Annotated in this window: 18 protein-coding genes; 6 read left to right on the plus strand and 12 right to left on the minus strand. The window is 40.3% G+C overall.

Going from position 1 to position 19,297, the window contains the following annotated elements; translation table 11 throughout:
- Position 1: 1 nt before the first annotated feature.
- Positions 2-847, minus strand: coding sequence for a mechanosensitive ion channel family protein (locus QWY93_RS07475; protein WP_290247554.1), 846 nt, complete (start codon positions 845-847; stop codon positions 2-4).
- A 288-nt stretch (positions 848-1,135) separates the two neighbouring features.
- On the opposite strand from QWY93_RS07475, the gene QWY93_RS07480 reads away from it, so the two are divergent.
- Positions 1,136-1,552, plus strand: a complete 417-nt coding sequence (locus tag QWY93_RS07480) for a Fur family transcriptional regulator (RefSeq protein WP_290247555.1) — start codon at positions 1,136-1,138, stop codon at positions 1,550-1,552.
- Here the strand turns inward: QWY93_RS07480 and QWY93_RS07485 are convergent.
- A complete protein-coding gene (locus QWY93_RS07485; protein ID WP_290247556.1) occupies positions 1,549-1,785 on the minus strand; it encodes a hypothetical protein in 237 nt (78 codons plus the stop codon). The two genes, QWY93_RS07480 and QWY93_RS07485, sit on opposite strands and share 4 nt — an antisense overlap.
- Positions 1,786-1,955: 170 nt before the next feature.
- Here QWY93_RS07485 and QWY93_RS07490 point away from each other — a divergent pair, with 170 nt between their 5' ends.
- Complete coding sequence (locus QWY93_RS07490; protein WP_290247557.1) at positions 1,956-2,429, plus strand: YcxB family protein; 474 nt, start codon at positions 1,956-1,958, stop codon at positions 2,427-2,429.
- A gap of 96 nt (positions 2,430-2,525) precedes the next feature.
- On the opposite strand, the gene QWY93_RS07495 is transcribed toward QWY93_RS07490, so the two are convergent.
- On the minus strand, positions 2,526-3,560 hold the full coding sequence (locus QWY93_RS07495) for an ABC transporter ATP-binding protein (protein ID WP_290247558.1): 1,035 nt from the start codon (positions 3,558-3,560) through the stop codon (positions 2,526-2,528).
- Positions 3,561-3,867: 307 nt separating this feature from the next.
- Between QWY93_RS07495 and QWY93_RS07500 the strand changes: the two genes are divergently transcribed.
- From QWY93_RS07500 to QWY93_RS07510, 3 genes are all read left to right on the plus strand, one after another.
- Positions 3,868-4,803 carry a hydrogen peroxide-inducible genes activator gene (locus QWY93_RS07500; RefSeq protein ID WP_290247559.1) on the plus strand — a complete coding sequence of 312 codons (936 nt, stop codon included), beginning with the start codon at positions 3,868-3,870 and terminating at the stop codon, positions 4,801-4,803.
- Between the two features lie 246 nt (positions 4,804-5,049).
- Positions 5,050-6,438 (plus strand): dipeptidase, encoded by a 1,389-nt coding sequence (locus QWY93_RS07505; RefSeq protein WP_290247560.1) that lies wholly within the window; start codon positions 5,050-5,052, stop codon positions 6,436-6,438.
- A gap of 148 nt (positions 6,439-6,586) precedes the next feature.
- A complete protein-coding gene (locus tag QWY93_RS07510) occupies positions 6,587-8,755 on the plus strand; it encodes a protein-disulfide reductase DsbD family protein (RefSeq protein WP_379945440.1) in 2,169 nt (722 codons plus the stop codon).
- A gap of 146 nt (positions 8,756-8,901) precedes the next feature.
- Here the strand turns inward: QWY93_RS07510 and QWY93_RS07515 are convergent, their stop codons facing one another.
- The 4 genes from QWY93_RS07515 to QWY93_RS07530 form a co-directional block, all read right to left on the minus strand.
- Positions 8,902-9,795: a LysR family transcriptional regulator gene (locus QWY93_RS07515; RefSeq protein ID WP_290247561.1), complete on the minus strand. Its 894-nt coding sequence runs from the start codon at positions 9,793-9,795 to the stop codon at positions 8,902-8,904.
- Positions 9,796-10,331: 536 nt separating this feature from the next.
- The gene (locus QWY93_RS07520) at positions 10,332-10,802 is read right to left on the minus strand and encodes a DUF1905 domain-containing protein (protein WP_290247562.1); all 471 of its coding nucleotides are present in this window, start codon (positions 10,800-10,802) and stop codon (positions 10,332-10,334) included.
- Positions 10,803-10,841: 39 nt separating this feature from the next.
- Complete coding sequence (locus QWY93_RS07525) at positions 10,842-11,267, minus strand: SRPBCC domain-containing protein (protein WP_290247563.1); 426 nt, start codon at positions 11,265-11,267, stop codon at positions 10,842-10,844.
- A gap of 63 nt (positions 11,268-11,330) precedes the next feature.
- On the minus strand, positions 11,331-11,900 hold the full coding sequence (locus QWY93_RS07530; protein WP_290247564.1) for a Crp/Fnr family transcriptional regulator: 570 nt from the start codon (positions 11,898-11,900) through the stop codon (positions 11,331-11,333).
- 130 nt (positions 11,901-12,030) lie between these two features.
- Between QWY93_RS07530 and QWY93_RS07535 the strand changes: the two genes are divergently transcribed.
- Positions 12,031-13,101, plus strand: a complete 1,071-nt coding sequence (locus tag QWY93_RS07535; protein WP_290247565.1) for a copper resistance protein NlpE N-terminal domain-containing protein — start codon at positions 12,031-12,033, stop codon at positions 13,099-13,101.
- A 113-nt stretch (positions 13,102-13,214) separates the two neighbouring features.
- On the opposite strand, the gene QWY93_RS07540 is transcribed toward QWY93_RS07535, so the two are convergent.
- From QWY93_RS07540 to QWY93_RS07560, 5 genes are all read right to left on the minus strand, one after another.
- Positions 13,215-13,883, minus strand: a complete 669-nt coding sequence (locus tag QWY93_RS07540) for a DNA alkylation repair protein (protein WP_290247566.1) — start codon at positions 13,881-13,883, stop codon at positions 13,215-13,217.
- Between the two features lie 30 nt (positions 13,884-13,913).
- The gene (locus QWY93_RS07545) at positions 13,914-14,408 is read right to left on the minus strand and encodes an SRPBCC family protein (protein WP_290247567.1); all 495 of its coding nucleotides are present in this window, start codon (positions 14,406-14,408) and stop codon (positions 13,914-13,916) included.
- A gap of 119 nt (positions 14,409-14,527) precedes the next feature.
- Complete coding sequence (locus QWY93_RS07550; protein WP_290247568.1) at positions 14,528-16,246, minus strand: tetratricopeptide repeat protein; 1,719 nt, start codon at positions 16,244-16,246, stop codon at positions 14,528-14,530.
- 12 nt (positions 16,247-16,258) lie between these two features.
- Positions 16,259-17,686, minus strand: coding sequence for an FAD-binding oxidoreductase (locus QWY93_RS07555; protein ID WP_290247569.1), 1,428 nt, complete (start codon positions 17,684-17,686; stop codon positions 16,259-16,261).
- Between the two features lie 232 nt (positions 17,687-17,918).
- Positions 17,919-19,007, minus strand: coding sequence for a helix-turn-helix domain-containing protein (locus tag QWY93_RS07560; RefSeq protein WP_290247570.1), 1,089 nt, complete (start codon positions 19,005-19,007; stop codon positions 17,919-17,921).
- Between the last annotated feature and the right edge of the window lie 290 nt (positions 19,008-19,297).

The raw sequence follows: 19,297 nt of genomic DNA on the forward strand, positions 1-19,297 counted from the left end.
ATTAAGCTGGTTTCCCTTCAGGGTAATGATGGATAATATCTCTTTGTGGGAATGGTATTTCGATATCATTGGCCTCAAAGGCTTCCTTCATGGCTTCCATATTATCAAAATAGACCGGCCATAAATTAGCCGCATCTGTCCAAACCCGGATAGAAAGGTCAAGAGAGCTTTCCCCGAAGGAACTGAAAAATACTACAGGAGCAGGATCTTGGTGGATCCTTTCATCTTTTTCAAATACCCCAAGGATAATTTCCCTCACTTTTTTTAGGTCGGTTCCATAGGCAACCCCTACGCTAAATTCTGCTCTTCGGGTAGGTTTATTGGACATATTAATAATGTCCGAATTGGCCAATCCACCATTGGGAATGATAATATCTTTATTGTCGAATGATTTCATTTTGGTATACAAAATGTCAATGGTTTCCACGACACCCAAATGACCTTTTCCTTCGATTACATCTCCCACTTTGAAGGGTTTAAAAAGCAATATCAAAACCCCGCCTGCAAAATTGGCCAGGGAACCCTGCAAAGCCAGACCAATGGCCAAACCTGCGGCACCTATTATGGCCACAAAAGAGGTAAGTGGAATTCCCAATTGATAACCAATGGTTAAGAATAAAAGGATGTAAAGAATGGCACTTATAATACTGGATAAAAAATGGCTTAAGGATTTATCGGCGTCTTTTCTTTTATCCAGAACCTCTTGAAAAGCCCCCAATATCTTTTTGATGATAAAAGCACCAACAAGATAAATGATAATTGCATACAGGAGGTTTGGAACAATTCTCCATAGTAATTCTACCCCTTGATCGTAGATGGTTTGTAAAGTTTCTGCGTTGATGTCCATATAGTAAAAAGGTTAGTTTATTTTTTTTCTGATTTCTAATTTAGAATCAAATACAAGATAAAAATGTTTGACTAAATTATTAAAAATTAATTTTACCAAATAGAAAAAGTTTGACGGGTGGAATGAAAGGGGCCTTGGGCCTTCGGGATGATTTTAGGGTTTCTTTTGTTTACCATAATAAATGATAAAGAGAAAATGGAATTAGGCCAAAAAAGGGGGGAGATTATCAAACTCAAATAAATTGGCCTAGTTTTACATTAACGGAATTTGATTAAGCTTGAAGAAGAGATGCCCTTAAAGATTAATTCGATATTAAAAAGTCACCAACTTAGGGTGACCAATTGCAGAAGTGATGTATTGGATACTTTTTTGCATAAGGAAATGGCTTTATCTCATTCGGATCTTGAAGAAACTTTGCAGGAGAATTACGATCGGGTGACCATCTACCGAACCCTGAAGACTTTTTTGGATCATGACCTGATTCATAAGGTATTGGATGATACAGGGGTGGTGAAATATGCGCTTTGCACCCATAGTGCCTCAGAAGAACACCATGACCATGAACATGTCCATTTCAAATGTGAAAAATGTGGAAATACACAATGTATCGAAGAAATTTCCCTCCCGCAAATTTCCTTGCCAAAGGGTTTTGTGGGAAAAGAAATGAACCTATTGATACACGGTATCTGTGATAAATGTAGCTAACTAGCCTCCATGGGGCTAGTTGGTTTTTTTCTTTTGGGCTCATCTGAAGGCCAAATGACTCCTGGAGGAAGATCAATTTTGGGCGGAGTTGTGTCTTCTACCCCTCCATCACCATCATCTTTGTTGTTGTTTTTTCCTTTATCGAGGTTGACCCTGGTAAGTGTAGCCACAAAATAAATCAGCACCACATAGGCGATTCCACACAATATCATATCGATGATTAGGCTACTCATGGCTGATTGAAGTTTAGATTAATTTACCATTTTAAAATGGATAAGTCAATAACCTGAAGGCCTCTTGACCAGCTTTTTCCTATGGACTGGAAATTTGATTACTAATGGCCTATCCATTTGCTTAATAGGGGATATCATCGGATATTTGCGGTTCGAAAAATACCAATGCCATGATCGTTAAAACAAAAAAATATAAACTGGAAACTGGAACCTATATCAAAATGGGATTGAAGAATATCCTAAAAGAGCAGTGGTGGGTGATTTTGATTGCCTTAGCGATTGCCTGTGGTTATTTTTGGATTCCTTCCTGGTGGTGGATTGGCATGGCCATATTGGCTTATTTGCTGTACATCCTATTTTGGGTGATCCAATTTGCAGGAGTTACCCAAATGGAACAGAATAAGGTCATGTTCGATAGGTTGGCCTACGAAATTGATAGCCGGCAGGTACTTCTAAAAATCAATTCCAAGCAAGGAATGCCCATCAATTGGAATATGATTAAAAGGGCAGAAATAACTAAAGATGCTTTTGTGCTGGTTATGGGTAAAGCTCAGTTTATTCACCTCCCATTTAGAATATTCAATACCGATAATGAGCGGAAATTCGTTGAAACTATCCTTAAGAGAAAAGGATATATTTCATAAACATATAGCCGGCTTTGTCCGGCTTTTTTTATGGAAATGGTTTACAAAACCAAAGGAGAAATTAGGGGCCATGAAAACCCAACCAGGGTTTAAAACCTAAAAAGCCTCTTCAATATGGTACTTGTTGAGGGTAAAAAACAATCGGTCATTTTCCTGAAAACTCCGGTGGGGAGCTGCTTTTATATCAATTATTTTTCCTTCCTCATCCATTAGTTTGACAACTTGGTGATCTCCAAAAAATGCTGTTCGAAATAATTTGCCATTCAAGGGCTGTTCCTGACTTTTCTTGATTTTGGCATGTTCGGGCCTAAAAGTAATTCGCACTTTTTCTGAATAATTTTGAGATTCAGGATCTGCAATGAAGCCAAAGGAACTGTAAAACCCATCCTCTGTTGGGGTAGCTATGATCTCATTCATTTTCCCTATCATATTGGTCACATAGGGGTTGGCAGGTTGGTCATATATCCTTGCCGGGGAATCCAGTTGGAGAAGTCGGCCCTGGTGCAAAACAGCAATTTTGTCGGCCATAGAAAGGGCATCTTTGGAATCCTGGGTGGCAAAAATGACTGTAAGGCTAATCTCTTTTATTATCTCCATTAATTCTTCTGAAATTTGTTCTTTTAGCAGGGAATCCAAATTGCGAAAAGGCTCATCTAAAATCAAAATTTGAGGTTCTGAAACCAAAGCCCTGGCCAAAGCAACCCTTTGTTGCTGCCCACCGGAAAGTTGATGGGGGAATTTATTTTTAAGTCCTTCAAGCCCCATTTTTTTTAGGGTTTCAAGGGCTTTTTGATTAGCCCTTGATTTCTGATTTATGCCAGATTTTACATTTTCCAAAACAGAAAGCTGGGGAAACAAAGCATAATCCTGAAAAACCATTCCCAAATTCCTTTGATGAGAAGGCAAGGACTTTTTACTATCCAGAAAGGTGATATCTCCATGGTGAATGGTTCCTTTTTGAGGATGTTCCAAACCAGCAAGGATTCTTAGAAAACTGGTTTTCCCCGACCCGCTTTCTCCGATCAAGGCCAAAATCTCCCCTTCAGGGACCTTGAAGGAAATATCCAGCAAGGCATATTTTTCTGATTGGGGATATTTTTTACAGATATTTTCAATACTCAAAAGTGGCATGGTATTTTCAAATTTTATGCGATTCCAAACAAGCAGCAATTAAAATTTACTTATTGTTTGTGAATTATTATAAGAAAAAGGCGGATGGATCCAAAGCGAATGGGTGGTTACAAAGGTAGGCTTTATTATGGGAAGTCTTTAAAATCAGTCAAAGATTGATATGTATTTATGGCTTAAATGAAGCCAATAATCCCAGTTTTTATTGATCTGGTACTTCAATGATTATTATTTAAATTAAATCTAAATAAAGAAAAAAGTTCTTTATATTTGCAAGCAAATTTTCCACGAAAAAAAAATAGAAAGGGAAATGACCATTCAACAATTGGAATATGTTTTGGCAGTGGAGAAGCACCGTCATTTTGGCCATGCAGCAGAAGCTTGTTTTGTAACCCAACCTACTTTAAGTGCACAAATCCACAAACTGGAAAAGGAACTGGATATTGTAATTTTTGACCGGTCAAAAATGCCTGTCATACCTACCGAAATTGGTACCCAGTTGATCGTTTCGGCAAGGAAAGTGGTCGCTGAAAGCAAGGGGATTTATGAGATGATATCCCAATTAAAGGGCAATATCAGTGGAGAAATCAAATTGGGGGTTATTCCCACCTTAGCACCTTACCTTTTACATTTATTTGTGCAAGATTTTCTGGAAAATTATCCCCAGGTACAATTGCAGGTGGAAGAATTGATTACTGAAGAAATTGTCCGCAGATTGCGAAATGACGATTTGGACATTGGGATTGCTGTTACGCCCTTGGATGAGCAAGGGATAGCGGAAAAGCCCATGTTTTATGAAAAATTTTATGCCTATTTGTCCAAGGGACATCCACTTTTGGAGCAGGAAAAACTTTCTATTAATGATCTTGAAGGAGATGATTTTTGGATATTGAAACAAGGGCATTGTTTTAGGGACCAGGTACTGAAAATTTGTGACCAGCGCCAATTCCAAAGAATGAATTTTCATTATGAAAGCGGTTCACTGGAAGGGTTGCGGAATATGGTCAATCGGTACAAGGGGGTTACCCTACTTCCAGAACTGGCTACCTTTGATTTAAGCGAGGAAGAAAAATCCAGAATCAGGCCTATCAATGGAGAGCAACCTCCAACACGTGAAGTCAGCCTCTTATTAAGCAGAAATTTTTTGAAAAAAAGGATGGTGGAATTGCTTTACCAAGAAATTACCGGAGCCGTTCCTGAAGATATGACCTCCAAAGCCCATGGGAAGATTGTAAAATTTAAATAAAAGATGTAAGGCATTAGTTGGTAGAGGTTTATAAGTAAAGAGGCTTGGGCAGAAATCCGAATTCAGGAATTGGAAAATTCAAAATTCTCGATTCGTAATTCCTAATAAAAAATCCTCCCCTGTTAGCCCTATCCTATTTATCGGAGTAAATCCTTATTGTATTCAATACTTTGTATCCTATAAAATGGGATTCCCTTTCTAAAAATGTATTTTTGGTTTTTCTAAAATTCTTTAAAAATCCCAAATATGGCAGCAAAACAATATATTGAACAGCATAAGGATAAGTTTCTGCAGGAACTTCTGGATTTATTGCGGATTCCATCGGTAAGTGCTGATCCCAAGTTTAAAGAAGATGTTATAAAAGCAGCAGATTTTGTCAGGGAAAGCCTAATCCAGGCTGGGGTTGATCATACGGAAATTTTTACCACAGCAGGTTATCCGGTGGTTTATGGTGAAAAAATCATTGATCCCGCGGCACCTACCGTGTTGATTTATGGGCATTATGATGTGCAGCCAGCAGATCCTTATGAACTTTGGGAATCTCCCCCATTTGAGCCGGTGATCAAAAACACGGACATCCATCCCGAAGGAGCTATTTTTGCCCGTGGTTCTGCTGATGATAAAGGTCAAATATATATGCATGTAAAGGCTTTTGAAGCCATGATGGCTGAAAATGAATTGCCTTGCAATATCAAATTTATGATTGAAGGGGAGGAAGAAGTGGGGTCCGAAAACCTGGAAGTTTTTATCCGTGAAAATAAGGAAAAACTAAAGGCAGATGTGATTTTGGTTTCAGATACCAGCATGATTTCTCTGGACAACCCTTCTGTAACAGTGGGATTGCGTGGATTGGCTTATATGTTGGTGGAGGTAACCGGAGCCAACAGGGATCTGCATAGTGGGACCTTTGGTGGTTCTGTGGCCAACCCGATCAATGTGCTTTGCAGGATGATTGCATCATTGCAGGATGAAAATAAGCACGTTACAATTCCAGGTTTTTATGATAAGGTAGAGGAGCTATCTGCTGAATACCGGAGAAAATTAAACCAAGCACCTTTTAGTGAAGATGAATTTAAGCAGAAATTGGATATCAAAGACGTGGAAGGAGAGGCTGGCTTTACCACCCTGGAGCGGATTGGTATCAGACCCACGTTGGATGTGAATGGAATTTGGGGTGGATATATTGGAGAAGGTGCCAAAACGGTGCTGCCCTCCAAGGCCTTTGCCAAAATTTCCATGAGGTTGGTACCCCATCAGGACCATCGGGAAATAGCGGAATTATTTCAAAAACATTTTGAATCCATTGCTCCCCAATCGGTAAAGGTAAAAGTAAATGCCCACCATGGTGCCCAACCAGCTGTTGTGCCTACCAATTCTCCCGGTTACAGGGCAGCAGAGGAAGCCATCAAAGAAGTATTTGGAAAAAAGGCCATTCCAACCCGGGAAGGAGGATCTATTCCGATTACTTCTCTTTTCCAACAAGAATTAGGGCTTGACCCCATCTTACTGGGTTTTGGACTGGATACTGATGCCATCCACTCTCCCAATGAACATTTTGGTTTGAAAAATTACTTTAAGGGCATAGAAACCATTGTCAGCTTTTTTAAGCATTTCAAAAACCAAACTGGAGAATAAGTACAGAATTGGAGGATTTTGCAACCACAAATGGGTGAAAACGTTGAATTAATCTTTAGTAGGCAAGGCCTGCTATTGATCAATGGCCCTATTGTGGTTGCTTTAAAAAGCATATAATCATATGCTACCATGAATTGAAATCAGTCCCATGCGAAGTTCAACACTTAAATTCATTTGTTTAGTTTTTTTTATTGGGTTAATAAGTCAAACTGTATTGGCCCAGGTAATTGATCCTCCCCAATGGAAAATTGGGATTTCAGATGAAAACCTAATGGTTGGGGATACGGTTGAACTTCAATTTAATGCCGATATACCGGAGGACTGGTACATTTATTCCAATGATTTTGATCCGGACTTGGGGCCGATGTTGACCGTTTTGTCTTTTGAAGAAAAGCAGGGGATCGAACTTATTGATGGACTCAAGGCTATTAACCCCAAAAGGAAATTCGATGAAATTTGGCAAGGGGAAGTCAGCTATTTCGAAGGAACAGGGCTATTCAAACAAAAGGTGAGAATTACCGGTGCCGCTGTAATTATTAAGGGTAGCCTTTCTTACCAAATGTGTACCGATATAAGTGGAAAATGTGTACCGTTTGATGAGGAATTTTTTATTGACCAAAATGCAGCTATAACCGAAAAAAGCAAACAAAAAGAAACGACTCCTCTGGAACCGGATAATGTTGCTGAAGAGAAGAATCAAGAAAAACCAACAGCTGCTGAGGCACCATCATCTTCCAAAGAATCAGCGATTTCAAAAGCTCCTTCCACTTCAGAATTAGTAAAGGAGACCAAAGATGAAACGTCAACTCCAAAAACAGATAGTGAAAAGATTGAAGTGGGACTTGAGCCAGAGGGCAAACAAGGGGATGCCACCTCAATGGTTCCCTTTCTAATAGCCTCTTTTTTGGGAGGCTTGGCAGCATTATTGACCCCCTGTGTGTTTCCCATGATTCCCATGACGGTCACTTTCTTTACCGGAAGGAGTAAAACCAGGGCAAAAGGAATCCGAAATGCTTTTATTTATGGATTTTCGATTATCATCATTTACACCCTTGCTGGAACATTGGTGGCAGCCATCCAGGGTCCGGGTTTTGCCAATTGGCTTTCAACCCATTGGCTGCCCAATACTTTTTTCTTTTTGATTTTTGTTTTCTTTGGTTTGGCATTTTTGGGTTTATTTGAGCTGAACCTTCCCAGTCGATTTGTCAATAAAATTGATTCAAAAGCAGAAAAGGGAGGCTTGACAGGGGTTTTCTTTATGGCATTTACCCTGGTTTTGGTTTCATTTTCCTGTACTGGCCCTATTGTAGGATCCATTTTAATAGAGTCTGCCGGTGGTGAAATCCTCAAACCCATCTTGGGCATGGTTGGATTTTCATTAGCCTTTGCGATTCCTTTTACCCTTTTTGCCGTCTTCCCCGAATGGCTTCAGGGATTACCAAAATCTGGAGGTTGGTTGAATTCTGTAAAGGTGGTTCTTGGCTTTTTGGAGCTGGCTTTGGCTTTCAAATTCCTCAGTGTGGCGGACCAGGTATACCACTGGGGGCTTTTGGACAGGGATATTTATCTGGTGATCTGGATTGTGATCTTTGCCCTAATGGGTTTTTATCTTTTAGGCAAAATCAGACTCCCCAACGATTCTCCTATGGAGTCTTTAAGCGTACCGCGGTTGCTGCTGGCCATGGCCACTTTTGCTTTTGTGGTTTACCTGATTCCAGGACTTTTTGGCGCTCCACTAAAATCCCTAAGTGGCTATTTGCCTCCCATTTCCACCCATGATTTTAATTTGGTCAAATTGAACCAAAGGAATTCCAATACCTTGCTTTCAAATGAAATGACCGAGCAACCCAAACATGGGCAATTGTTGGAATGGCCACATGGTTTAAATGGTTATTTCGACTATGATCAGGCGTTGAATGTAGCCCAAAAAGAAGGAAAGCCCCTTTTTATTGATTTTACCGGTCATGGTTGTGTTAATTGTCGGGAAATGGAAGCCAAGGTTTGGTCTGATCCCGAAGTGTTGAAGCGGCTAAGAAATGATTTTGTTTTGGTGGCTTTGTATGTGGATGAGCGCACCGAATTGCCTGAAGAAGAATGGTACACATCAGATTATGATGGCAAGGTAAAAAGGACCATTGGCAAGCAAAATGCCGACTTTCAGATAACCCGTTTTAATAATAATGCACAACCTTATTATGTGATTCTGGACCATAATGAAGAACTTTTGGTCAGGCCCAAAGCCTATGAAACCGACCCGAATAAATTTGTGGAATTCTTGGATAAAGCCAAGGAGGAGTTTGAAAGGAGGAATAAGTAATTGCTTAATTGTGCAGAGGCCCTTTAGGAATTAATATTATCGCAAAATTTTGCCGAAGGCTTAAGGCTGAATGCCTTTAGCACGTTTGTCATTAATTTTTAGGGTTACCTATTCACCAATAACTTAAAAATCCAATAACTCAACAATTACTTGATATCATACTGAAGGGCAAATTTCAGAAATAGATCGGATATGGTTTCCCCTTGTCCATGGGGTTGGATAAAGAAAAAATGTCTGGGGATGCTCAGGCCGCTGACATCCAGGATGGTAATTTCTTTGTTTTGGAGTTCCTTAAGGACTGCATAGACAGAGACAAATGCCATGGCATCAGAGTTCATCAGGTAGCGCTTCATGCTTTCGGTGCTGCCCAATTGCATTTCAGTTTTCAGTTGCCCTAAGTTGATGCCTAAAGGTTTAAGGGCATGGGCGATCACTTCCAGGGTTCCGGAACCGGGTTCCCGCAAAAGCAAAGGGATTTCCATTAATTCCTCCGGGGATATGGTTTCTTTTCTGGCAAGAGGATGCTGGGCACTTGCTACCAAAACCAATTCATCCTTGATAAATTCAGTGTATTTAAAGAGGGAATGTTTGGAATGACCTTCTATGATACCCAGGTCGATTTGATTATTTTGTAAGGCCTGTTCGATTTGCTCGGTATTATTGGTGTTTAGAGTGACCCGGATATCCTCAAATTTTTGGTGAAAAGCCGCCAGGATGGGAGGCAAAATGTATTGGGCCACCGTAGTACTTGCACCCAAGCGGAGTTGTCCGCGGCGCTCTTGGGTGAAATTATTCATTTCAAACTCCAGGTTTCGGTAAAGGGAAAAAATCTGTTCTGTATATTTCAATAAGGTTTGGCCAGCAGGTGTAAGGGTGATTTTGCTGCCATGCCGCTCAAAAAGTTTGACCTTATAATGACTCTCGATTAACCTGATGTGCTTGGTCACCGCAGGTTGTGTGATAAACAGCTCTTCTGCAGCTTTGGTGAAATTAAGGCGCTTGGCCACGGTATGAAAAACCTGTAAGCGAAAATCAAACATAAATGCGAAGTTAGTTGATTTTTTTGATTTGACCGGAATTCCTTGATTTTCAAAGGCCCGTTTTTGCTAAGGACCCTGATCTAAAAAGAGTCTCAAATTTTATATCTCGCAGAACCTGGCACGGCCCATCGGGAAGCGCAAAGGTCGCCAAGGTTTATGCCTTGGAAGCCAGGATGCTTTAAGGAAGCAACCTTGGCAACTATTAATTTAATTGTTGGTGAAAAATCTTGGGGATTAATAATGGGCCGGGTTTTCCGAAATGCTCTGTTTAATAAGATATCAGCAGGGTTGAATATCGCCGACCATTTCAATTACCCTTAATTGTTCCAGGAGGAATTTTTATTGAAACCTCCTTTTATTTAAAAATCTAAATCTTCTTACATTCAGTCCAACTTGAGAGCTCACCGTGTCCAGTGGTAAAATAGACCAAGGAAACAAGAAGCAAGATTAAGGTATTGCCCCTAATACCGTTGACCTTTTTTAACCATGAAAAACTATGTTACAACCGGAAAAAGAGTTATATATATTTTATCCACTTAGGTCTTTTTTTCCAATAATTGTTTGATCATATGGGCAATTCTTTGGGCTTTGGTGCTTTCTTTTTTGGCTTGATAAATCCAATCTAAATAGGTTTTCTGCTCTCCCTCAGAAATTTTTCGGAAGTTTTCCAGGGCCTCCATGCTTTCTGTTTTAAAACAATCCAAAATTTCTTTTGGAAGCTCGAGGGGGCTTTCATCCAAATACAAGATAATTTTCACCCAATCTCCAGCCTCTTTATGGATGGTTTTCCGGATAGCAGCCTTTACAGGAAGGAATAATTGGCCTTTCCCGTTTGGCATCAACTTGTAATGCTTTAATTCAAATTCATCAATCCAACCTCGAACCTTCACCAAACCAAATGGATTCTTAAATTCAGGAATTAAGTTGGGCAAAAGAGCATAAGTCCAACCTCCTTTTCCCGGATATTTTTCTAGAAGAAATGATTTATTGACAATTGGATTATCCATGTTAATGGTATAAAATGAATATACAAGTTAGGGGCAAAATCATCCTTTTTTAATCCCTTCAACCCTGTTTTTCAAACTTAAATTCATGGCCTCAAAACCCGGTTTTGTCTCTTTTAGTAGTTTCTTTTTCAATATAGGAACCAAAATTCCTTTGAACTTTTCGCTATGAACAAAAGTGGTGCTGCCATCAGGGTTTTCTAACAACTCAAATCTGTGTTCCCCATCAAAAAGCCCCTTGAACCCAAGATTTCCCAGCCATTGGAATTCCTTGTTTTTTTCAAGTGCAATGATTTTGGGCATAAAATTCATCCCCGACAGGTTTACTTTGATGGTTTTCCCGATTTGAATTTTACCGGTAAGGGATTTGATAAAAGGGTTCCATTGGGGATAATTATCAAAATCCATCAAAATGGCCCATACTAGTTTGGGCTTTGCTTCAATATGGATTTGCGTGTAGATCTTCATGGATTTTTGTGTTTTGTTTAACACAAAGCTCAGAAAAGCATGAATAAAAAATCTTGATATACATCAAGAAATGCCATTGTTTCGGATCCTGCTGAGCGTCTCCGCGCTCATCCCCATCATGGAGGCCAGATAATGCAGCGGAACTTCATTAAAAAGTTCTTTTTTGTACTGGAAAATTTGTTGGAATCGCTGTTCAGCAGAGAGAGATAAGAAACCAAAAACCCGGTCTTCCAGGGTCAAAAAGCATTTGGCGATAAACAATTTCTCCAGTTCAGGCCACTGAGGAACTATGTTGGCTAATTGACGGTAACTTTCTTTTTCAATTGTAAATAATTCACAATCCGTCAATGCTTGAATATTTCTTCTGGCGGGAGTATGGAAGAATAAACTGGAAAGGTCGGTCACCAACTCCCCTTTGGAAGAAATCCACTGGGTGATGTCTTTGCCTTCTTCATATTCGAATATTCTAAGATGACCGCTTTTGATAAAACTGAGTTTTTCACAATAAGCACCGCTTCGGGTAAAATATTCCCCTTTTGGCAAAGTCCTGTACACAAATTTCCGGCTCAATACGTCCAGGTACTTTGATGGAATATTAAAATAGGTGCAAAGATAAGATTCAAGGGCTGTCATAGGGTTGCAGGTTGGAATCACAAAACCCAAATATAGGTTGAAATGATATATAGAGACTTAATGTGGAAATCAATTTAACTGGTAATAATTGGATTGAGTTTTGTTGTAAGTTGGAGAAAACAATTGTTCTATGAAAAAGGCATTTTATTTTTATTTGCTTTTCCTGATGGTTGCCATTGGATGCAGTCCGGAAAAAGTGGATATGCCCAAGGGAACTTTTTATGGGGTATTGCCCTGTGCGGATTGTCCAGGAATTAGTTACGAATTACAGATAAATCCTGATTCCACCTATACAGAGAAGGTGGTTTATCAGGAGAGAAGCGAGGAGATATTAAGCCATGGTGGAAATATTGTTTTTGCAAATAAGGGGATTTTGACCCTTTCTGATAAATACGAGAGGGAAAGTATGCGCAAGTTTAAGTTTGAGGGGGATAGCTTAATAATGCTTGACAATTCAGGAAAGGAGGTATCCGGAAGATTGGCCCAATATTATGTTTTGCATAAGTCAATGCCTGATAACTTTTCCCTGGATTTGGTCAAAAAGTCAACATTTGACTTTAGGGGTAGAGGAAATGAGCCCTTTTGGTCCCTGGAAATAGATTTCGGGAAAAAAATGGTTTTCAAACCTATGGAAGGGGAAACAGTCATGACGCCGGTTTCGGAGGCAATACGCACTCCAGATACCAATGTCCTTCGTTACCAGGCAGAGACTGAAAATGGTTCATTACAGGTGACCATTTTTAGAAAGAAAGGCCAGGATACCCTGTCTGGTGAAGAATTCGGCCATGAGGTAAAGGTATGGGTGAAAACCGGTAAGGAAGAGGAATTTCAGGAATATGCAGGATGTGGGGATTATCTGGGTGATTTTCGACTCAATAACCTTTGGACCCTGGAATCTATCAATTGGGAGAATTTGGTAGAAAAAAGCAAGGTCCCCTATCTGGAATTTGAATTGCAAAATAGCCGCTTTAATGGTTTTGGCGGCTGTAACCGGATCAATGGCGACATTTTCCTGGAAGGAAACAGCATTGCTTTTGGCAAAATCATTTCCACTAAAATGGCCTGTCCCAACCTGGAAAAAGAACATGTTTTTTTGGAGCAAATTAGTGAAAGGGAGTACTCCTTTACCTTTGAGGGTGAAAACCTGGTCATGATTAATGAACAGGATACTTTGATTTTCAGGAAGGGAATGGAAAAGTAGTAGTTTTCTTTAGCAAGGAGCAAAGTTTAAGGTTTTTAGAAAGTGGATTTAGTAGGAGTTCCAGTCTGGAGACTGGAATTATTTCGTAAAATCTCAATTCTAATATCTCCCATCTATTTTATCAATCGCATGGCTTCCCTCTCACTCAAATTTTCCAAGGGGTGGTTTTTTACAAATTCCCTGACCCACTGAGGACTCGTTTTACTGTATTGTGGGAGGATCCAGCCAATGGCCTTATTGATAAAAAACTCTTTTGAACCTAAAAGGGGCTGGATGATACTTTCCAGCAAATCAGTGTTCAGGGATTCCTTATAATTAAATTGAAATAGCAGGAAGCAACGTTGCAACCAAATATTTCCGGAGGCCAACCATTTTTCCACCATAGGTCCTCTTTCATCTGGGAATTTTTTGAAATAAGCTCCCAATAAATGGCTGGCAATAAAATCCACCGTATCCCACCAGGACTTTGTCAACACCATGTATTCCAATAAATAGATATCTTCCCTGGTCATCTCCTTTTGGTACTTGTCCATTAATTCCTGTGCAAAATACTGGAATTCCCTTTCTGGCTTTTCCCAAAGGGTTTTGATGATTTTTTCCAGTTCACTTTTTGGTGGTAGGGCCATTTTTATTAAGAATTCCCTTTGAAGAGGCCGCCTAATCGGGGATTTAAGGCCCAAAAACTCAAATTGATTTTTCATATAAGCCTTTTGCCCTTGGGCAATTTCCTGGTTGGAATGGCTATAAAAAGCATTTTCTAAGGATTCTAAGTAGGAGGGCATGGATGCTTGGACAAAAATAATGGATCAAGTTTAATCCAAATTTAAGCTCATATCCCGGTTTCTCAAGTCAATACCACCCTGAAGAATAGATTTAAGGTTCGCTAGATAAAAAGTCCAACCTGACTTACATTCTACATGATAACTGATCTCCGTGGTATCAAAATGGGGAATTTTTTCTTGTTTAAGTTCGATCATGCTTCCCTGCTCATGGGGATTGACTTTTACGCTGACCACCCCGGCTTCTCCAAATGTAAATTTCAAAAAGTCCTTTTCATTATTTTCCTTGATCTTTCCATGCTCCACCACGCTGTCAGGGTAGCCATGCCAAAACCATTTATAGGTGTCACCCACTTGAATTTGTGCTTCCTTTTTTCTTCTGGTACCATCCGCGCAGGTAAACTCAGCAAGCCTGAGAAACCACTTTTCTAAATTTTCCTGGCTTGTCCAGGAATGAAAAACCTCATCAGGGGAGGCAGAAATAGGGATTTTGATCGTAAACTGTCTCCAGTCAAAATCATCTTTCATAATTAGGGTAAAGGTTTTCTATGGATTATCAGTTAATTAGAATTACATATTTATGGAAAGCGTTGATATCCATAAGTTTAATATTCATTTTTTAGCTGGAATGAAGACAAACAAATGGCTTATTTTACCCTGGCATTTTCCAATTGAATATCCGCTGTAGACCATACTGTTGCCAATTGGTTTTCTACCTCAGCTAATTTTTCACTTTGATCACTTTTTTTATAGGCCCATTTTAGCCCATGTAAAGCCCATCCATTTTTAGGGAGGTTCTCCAAATCCTCCTGAAAGGTTTTGATGGCAGCATCATATTTTCCAGCATCATTTTGCACGGAACCTAAATGATGCCGAACAGAAAAGAACCAGTCTGGAGGCTCATTATAGTTGAGCTGGTCTTCAATTTCCACGGCTTCCTTCAGCAATTGGATGCTTTGATCATATTTACCCTCACTGGCCAATATTTCACCTTCCAGAACCCGGGTGGCAATCTGCATTAAGGTATGGACCGAATTGATATCCCAAATGGTCAATTCCTTTAAGCTTTCATCCTTTGCATATTGATCCAGCTTTTCCAATTCCATTTTGGCATTTTCCAGATTCTTTTTGCCCAAATAGGCCATTCCTCTGGCATAATGCCTGACAGCGGATGGATATTTAAGCTGCAAATCTTCATTTTCCATGGCCAGGACTTTATTCCAAAGGCCCAATTTTACATAAACGTAATATGGGATGGTATAATAATGTTGTAGAGTACCCCATCCCGGCTGCTTCATTATTTCTGTGTTGGTATGTTCGGCAAGTTTTTGGGCGCCTTCTATGGCCCACTGGCTATTTCCCTCCAAAGTAGCTGTGGCAGCCATGAAGTGGTAGTTATGGGGAAAATAAGCCAATGGGTAAGCTCCTTGGGCATGACATGCAGTGACATAAAGGCTGTCCACTTTAACAGCCCTTATATTGGCCAGGGTGCCTTTATGGTAATCCCCCGTGCGGATGTAAACATGAGAAGGCATATGCACCAGGTGGCCTGCTCCAGGCACAGCGTCATCATCAAATAGTCGGGCACTCTTGTAAGCATTTTCTGGATTTTTGGAGGCTTCTACCGCATGAATGTAAAAATGGTGAGCACCTATATGATCGGGATCAAGGGCAAAAACCTTATCCAAGGCATCCAGGATTTCAGGAGTCCATGGTTTGGGCTGACCCTTTTTATCCCACAAATCCCAAGGGTGCATATCCATTAAGGATTCTGCATATAGAGCACCAATATGAGGGTCCCTTGGGTATTCTTGAAATACTTTTTTCATGGCCTCTGAATAGGCCAAATCCAGGTCCGTACGATCCTCCGGGGCCGTAGCCTTATAACGTTTCGCTAGGGCCTTTATCATTGCCCTTTCTTTTGGACTGGCTTCTTCTGATGCTTCCAATGCTTTTTGGACTGCCTTATAGGCTCTAGAGTAATTATCACTCTCCATACCAGCATTATAGTTGGGCCCCAGTACATAGGCATAGCCCCAATGGGCCATGGCACAATTAGGATCCAATTTGCCGGCATAATAAAAGGACCTGGCTGCTTCAGCATGGTTAAAGCCATAGGAAAGAACCATTCCCTGATTGAAATATTGTTGGGCAAGTGGGTTAGAGGTGGTTATTGGAATGTGAAGGACATTCAGTCCATCAAATAAAGGGGCTTTATTGTCCCCAGCATACCAAGCTGTGTCCACCGTAAGGGCTCCGCAAATTTTAATGGAAGGGGTTGCTGAACTTTCTGTTTTTTTTTCTTTTGGATTACAACTAAAAAACAAAATGATCAGCAAACCCCAAAATATCAATTTTCTTTTCATCACTCCTAATTATTATGTTCCTGCATTTGGCTTAGGCGGGATATTTTGGTTGATGGAAAAGAAATTATCGGGGTCATATTTGGCTTTGATGTGGGCCAATTTTTCATAATTATCCCGGTAAGAAGCCTTGACCCTGTCGGTTCCTTCCTCCATCATAAAGTTGACATAGGCACCTCCGGCAGAATAGGGGTGGATGCCATCCCAATAAGCTTTGGCCCATTGGCTGATTTTATCTTTGTTGGCTGGGTCAGGGTCAACCCCCACAATGACCTGGGCCCAATTGGCATCCCGGTAACAGAAGGCCGTGTCAGTATTACTTTTATCATGGGATGCACCATTGATAGGATAAAAGTGAACGGTAGAATGAGGAGTGGGCAAATTATTCGCATGTTTTAAGTTTTCTTCAATGGCTTCATCACTTAAATCCTTGACAAAATCTGCTTTCCAATACCATTGTAGGCCTTTGGGATATAGGGCATCAAACATGGTTTGCAAATGGTCAAAATGAATTGGGCCTACATAATCCAATACTGGTTTTTTGAAGTCTCTGAACTTTTGTAAGGCTTTTTGGGATCGGGCTTCATCCCCAATATTGCACCATAGTAAACCGCACATTTTTTTGAGATGAAGTTCTTCTGGGAAAATGGGTACAGGGGGAACGGTCAAAAAGGCAAAATAACAGTAAATTTCCTTGGGAGCTCCCAGGATAAATTCTCTATAAAATTTCATGATTTCCCGGGCTTCAGACAATGGCCAAAACATCGGGCCACCTTGGATAATACCGACTGGATGCATCTGAAACTTGAAGGAAGTTACGATGCCAAAATTTCCCCCACCACCTCTGATGGCCCAGAAAAGGTCAGGGTGATTTTCCTGGTCCACTTTTACAAATGATCCATCCGCCAACACCATATCAGCCTCAAGAAGGCTATCAATGGTAAGGCCATATGCCCTGGACAAATGGCCCAGACCCCCTCCCAAAGTCAATCCGGAAATGCCAGTGGTAGAAAGGATCCCGGTGGGCACTGCTTGCCCAAAAGCTTGTGTGGCATGGTCCAGGTCTCCCAAAGTACATCCCCCTTCTACTCGGACTGTATTTTCAGCTAAATTAAACAAGATGCCCTTCATGTTGGATAAATCAATGACCAGCCCATTGTCTACCATGCCCAGGCCTCCGGCATTATGGCCTCCTCCTTTTATTGCCACAGTGAGCTGGTGGCTTTTGGCAAATTGGACACAATGTATCACATCGGCCACGTTGCTGCATTTGACAATCAAGGAAGGATAACGGTCAATCATGCCATTATACACCTTTCTGGATTCATCATATTCCAGGGAGTCAGGGGTGATAACCATTCCCCTTACAATATGCTCTAATTCTTGGACTAAAGTTTCGTTCAGTTTGACGACTTTGGTGTTGTGAATGGTACTTGGGCTCATGATTTTTTGGGATTTAGGTGAAATTTTTTTGAGGAAAATACTAAAGGCATTTCCATTTCAATTTACTCCATTCTCTGGTCAAGATGCTAACACTATTGGATCAAAAAATGCCAATATCTGATCAGGAAAATAGAGTGGGTAGATATTTAAGAAAAAGATTGGGAAGGTTTAAATTCCGGCAAGGAAAGAAAAGTTTTCTTTCTTTTTAGGATTCGGCAAGTTGATTTATTATTCAACTGTGATGATGGATAGCAGAAGGTTTGCAGCCGTATTTTGCAGTAAAGCATTTGGCAAAGTAGGAGGGATTGTTGAAGCCTACTTCCAAGGCAATTTGGGTAACATTATCGCTCTTTTGCTTTAATAAGTCAAAGGCTTTTTCTAATCGAAGATCCCTGAAAAACAAACTTGGAGATCGGCCGGTGATGGCAGTGATTTTCCGGTACAATTGGGGTCTGCTGATCCCCGTGATCTGGCAAAGGTGAGGAATGGTGAATTTTTGATTGGAAAGGTGGAGTTCTGTACAATTCAGGACATTAGTTAAGAATTTCTCATCAGATGGAGCCAAGCATTTTACCCCATTCCCATTAAAAAACAACTCTTCGGTGTTGACCTTTCCTGCTCGGGGGGAGATTATTACCTGGTAATCTTTAGCTACATGACTTAGCATTTGTGCCTGCTGAATAATTGCGGAAAGGGAGTTGGTTTTTTCTCCAAAGGGGCTGGATGCACTTAGGCCCATTTTGAAAATAACTTTTGGGCTAAAATTCCGGTTATGAATTAGAATCTGTTGGAGGGATCTGGCACAATGGTAGGCTGATTTCACATCATGGAATACCCCAATTATACTTTCCTCTTGGGTTTGACCTATTTCCCGGCCTCTAAATTCCCTCAATTTTTCGGTGATAATGGCTCTAGCCCAAGGAGGAACTTCCAAATTGTGGCTTTTATTGGAAAAAATTGGATCTGGGGTAATGGGCCTGATGGATATTACCAAAACCCCCCGGAAACCAAGACTATCCGTTTCCTTGTCATTGGGAAAAAAATCCGTAAACTTCTGGGTACTTTTTGGAGCAAAATTTCCGGCTTCCACTTGGGTCAAGTCAATAGGAACCTCGCCAAAGGTAAGTTCATGGGCCAAATTACAGGTTGATTTATCAGGGCCTTCAATCAAGCAAAAGAAACCTCTTCCTTCCTCATTGAACCAAAATTGGTGATAAGAGATCTCCAATTGTTGGTGAAAAGGAAGGGCTGATAAATAGGTTTTTTTAACTTCATTAATGCTTCCCAATGGGATGTGATGATAAGCCATAAAAAGTGGCATGGTTGTAACCTTTTGGTTATTATAAAGTTACGACTTTAAGCCTACTATTGGAAGATGAATCTTAGCAATGGTTTGTATGACTTTTTTTCGTCCACCAGTTGGAAAAAAATCATGATAGCTTGTTTTGCATTCCTTGAAATTCATAAAAGTTCACCAAGGAATTACACCATTTTGTGTGTAAATATCTCCCTTATTTCAGATAAGGGGCTAAAGAAGATTGCCGATTATCTAAGTTTCAATTTTTAGGTGGAAATGCTCAATTTTTATATCCCGCCGTTCAATTGGAGGGT

The organism is Echinicola jeungdonensis (assembly GCF_030409905.1).
Classification (GTDB): Bacteria; Bacteroidota; Bacteroidia; order Cytophagales; family Cyclobacteriaceae; genus Echinicola; species Echinicola jeungdonensis.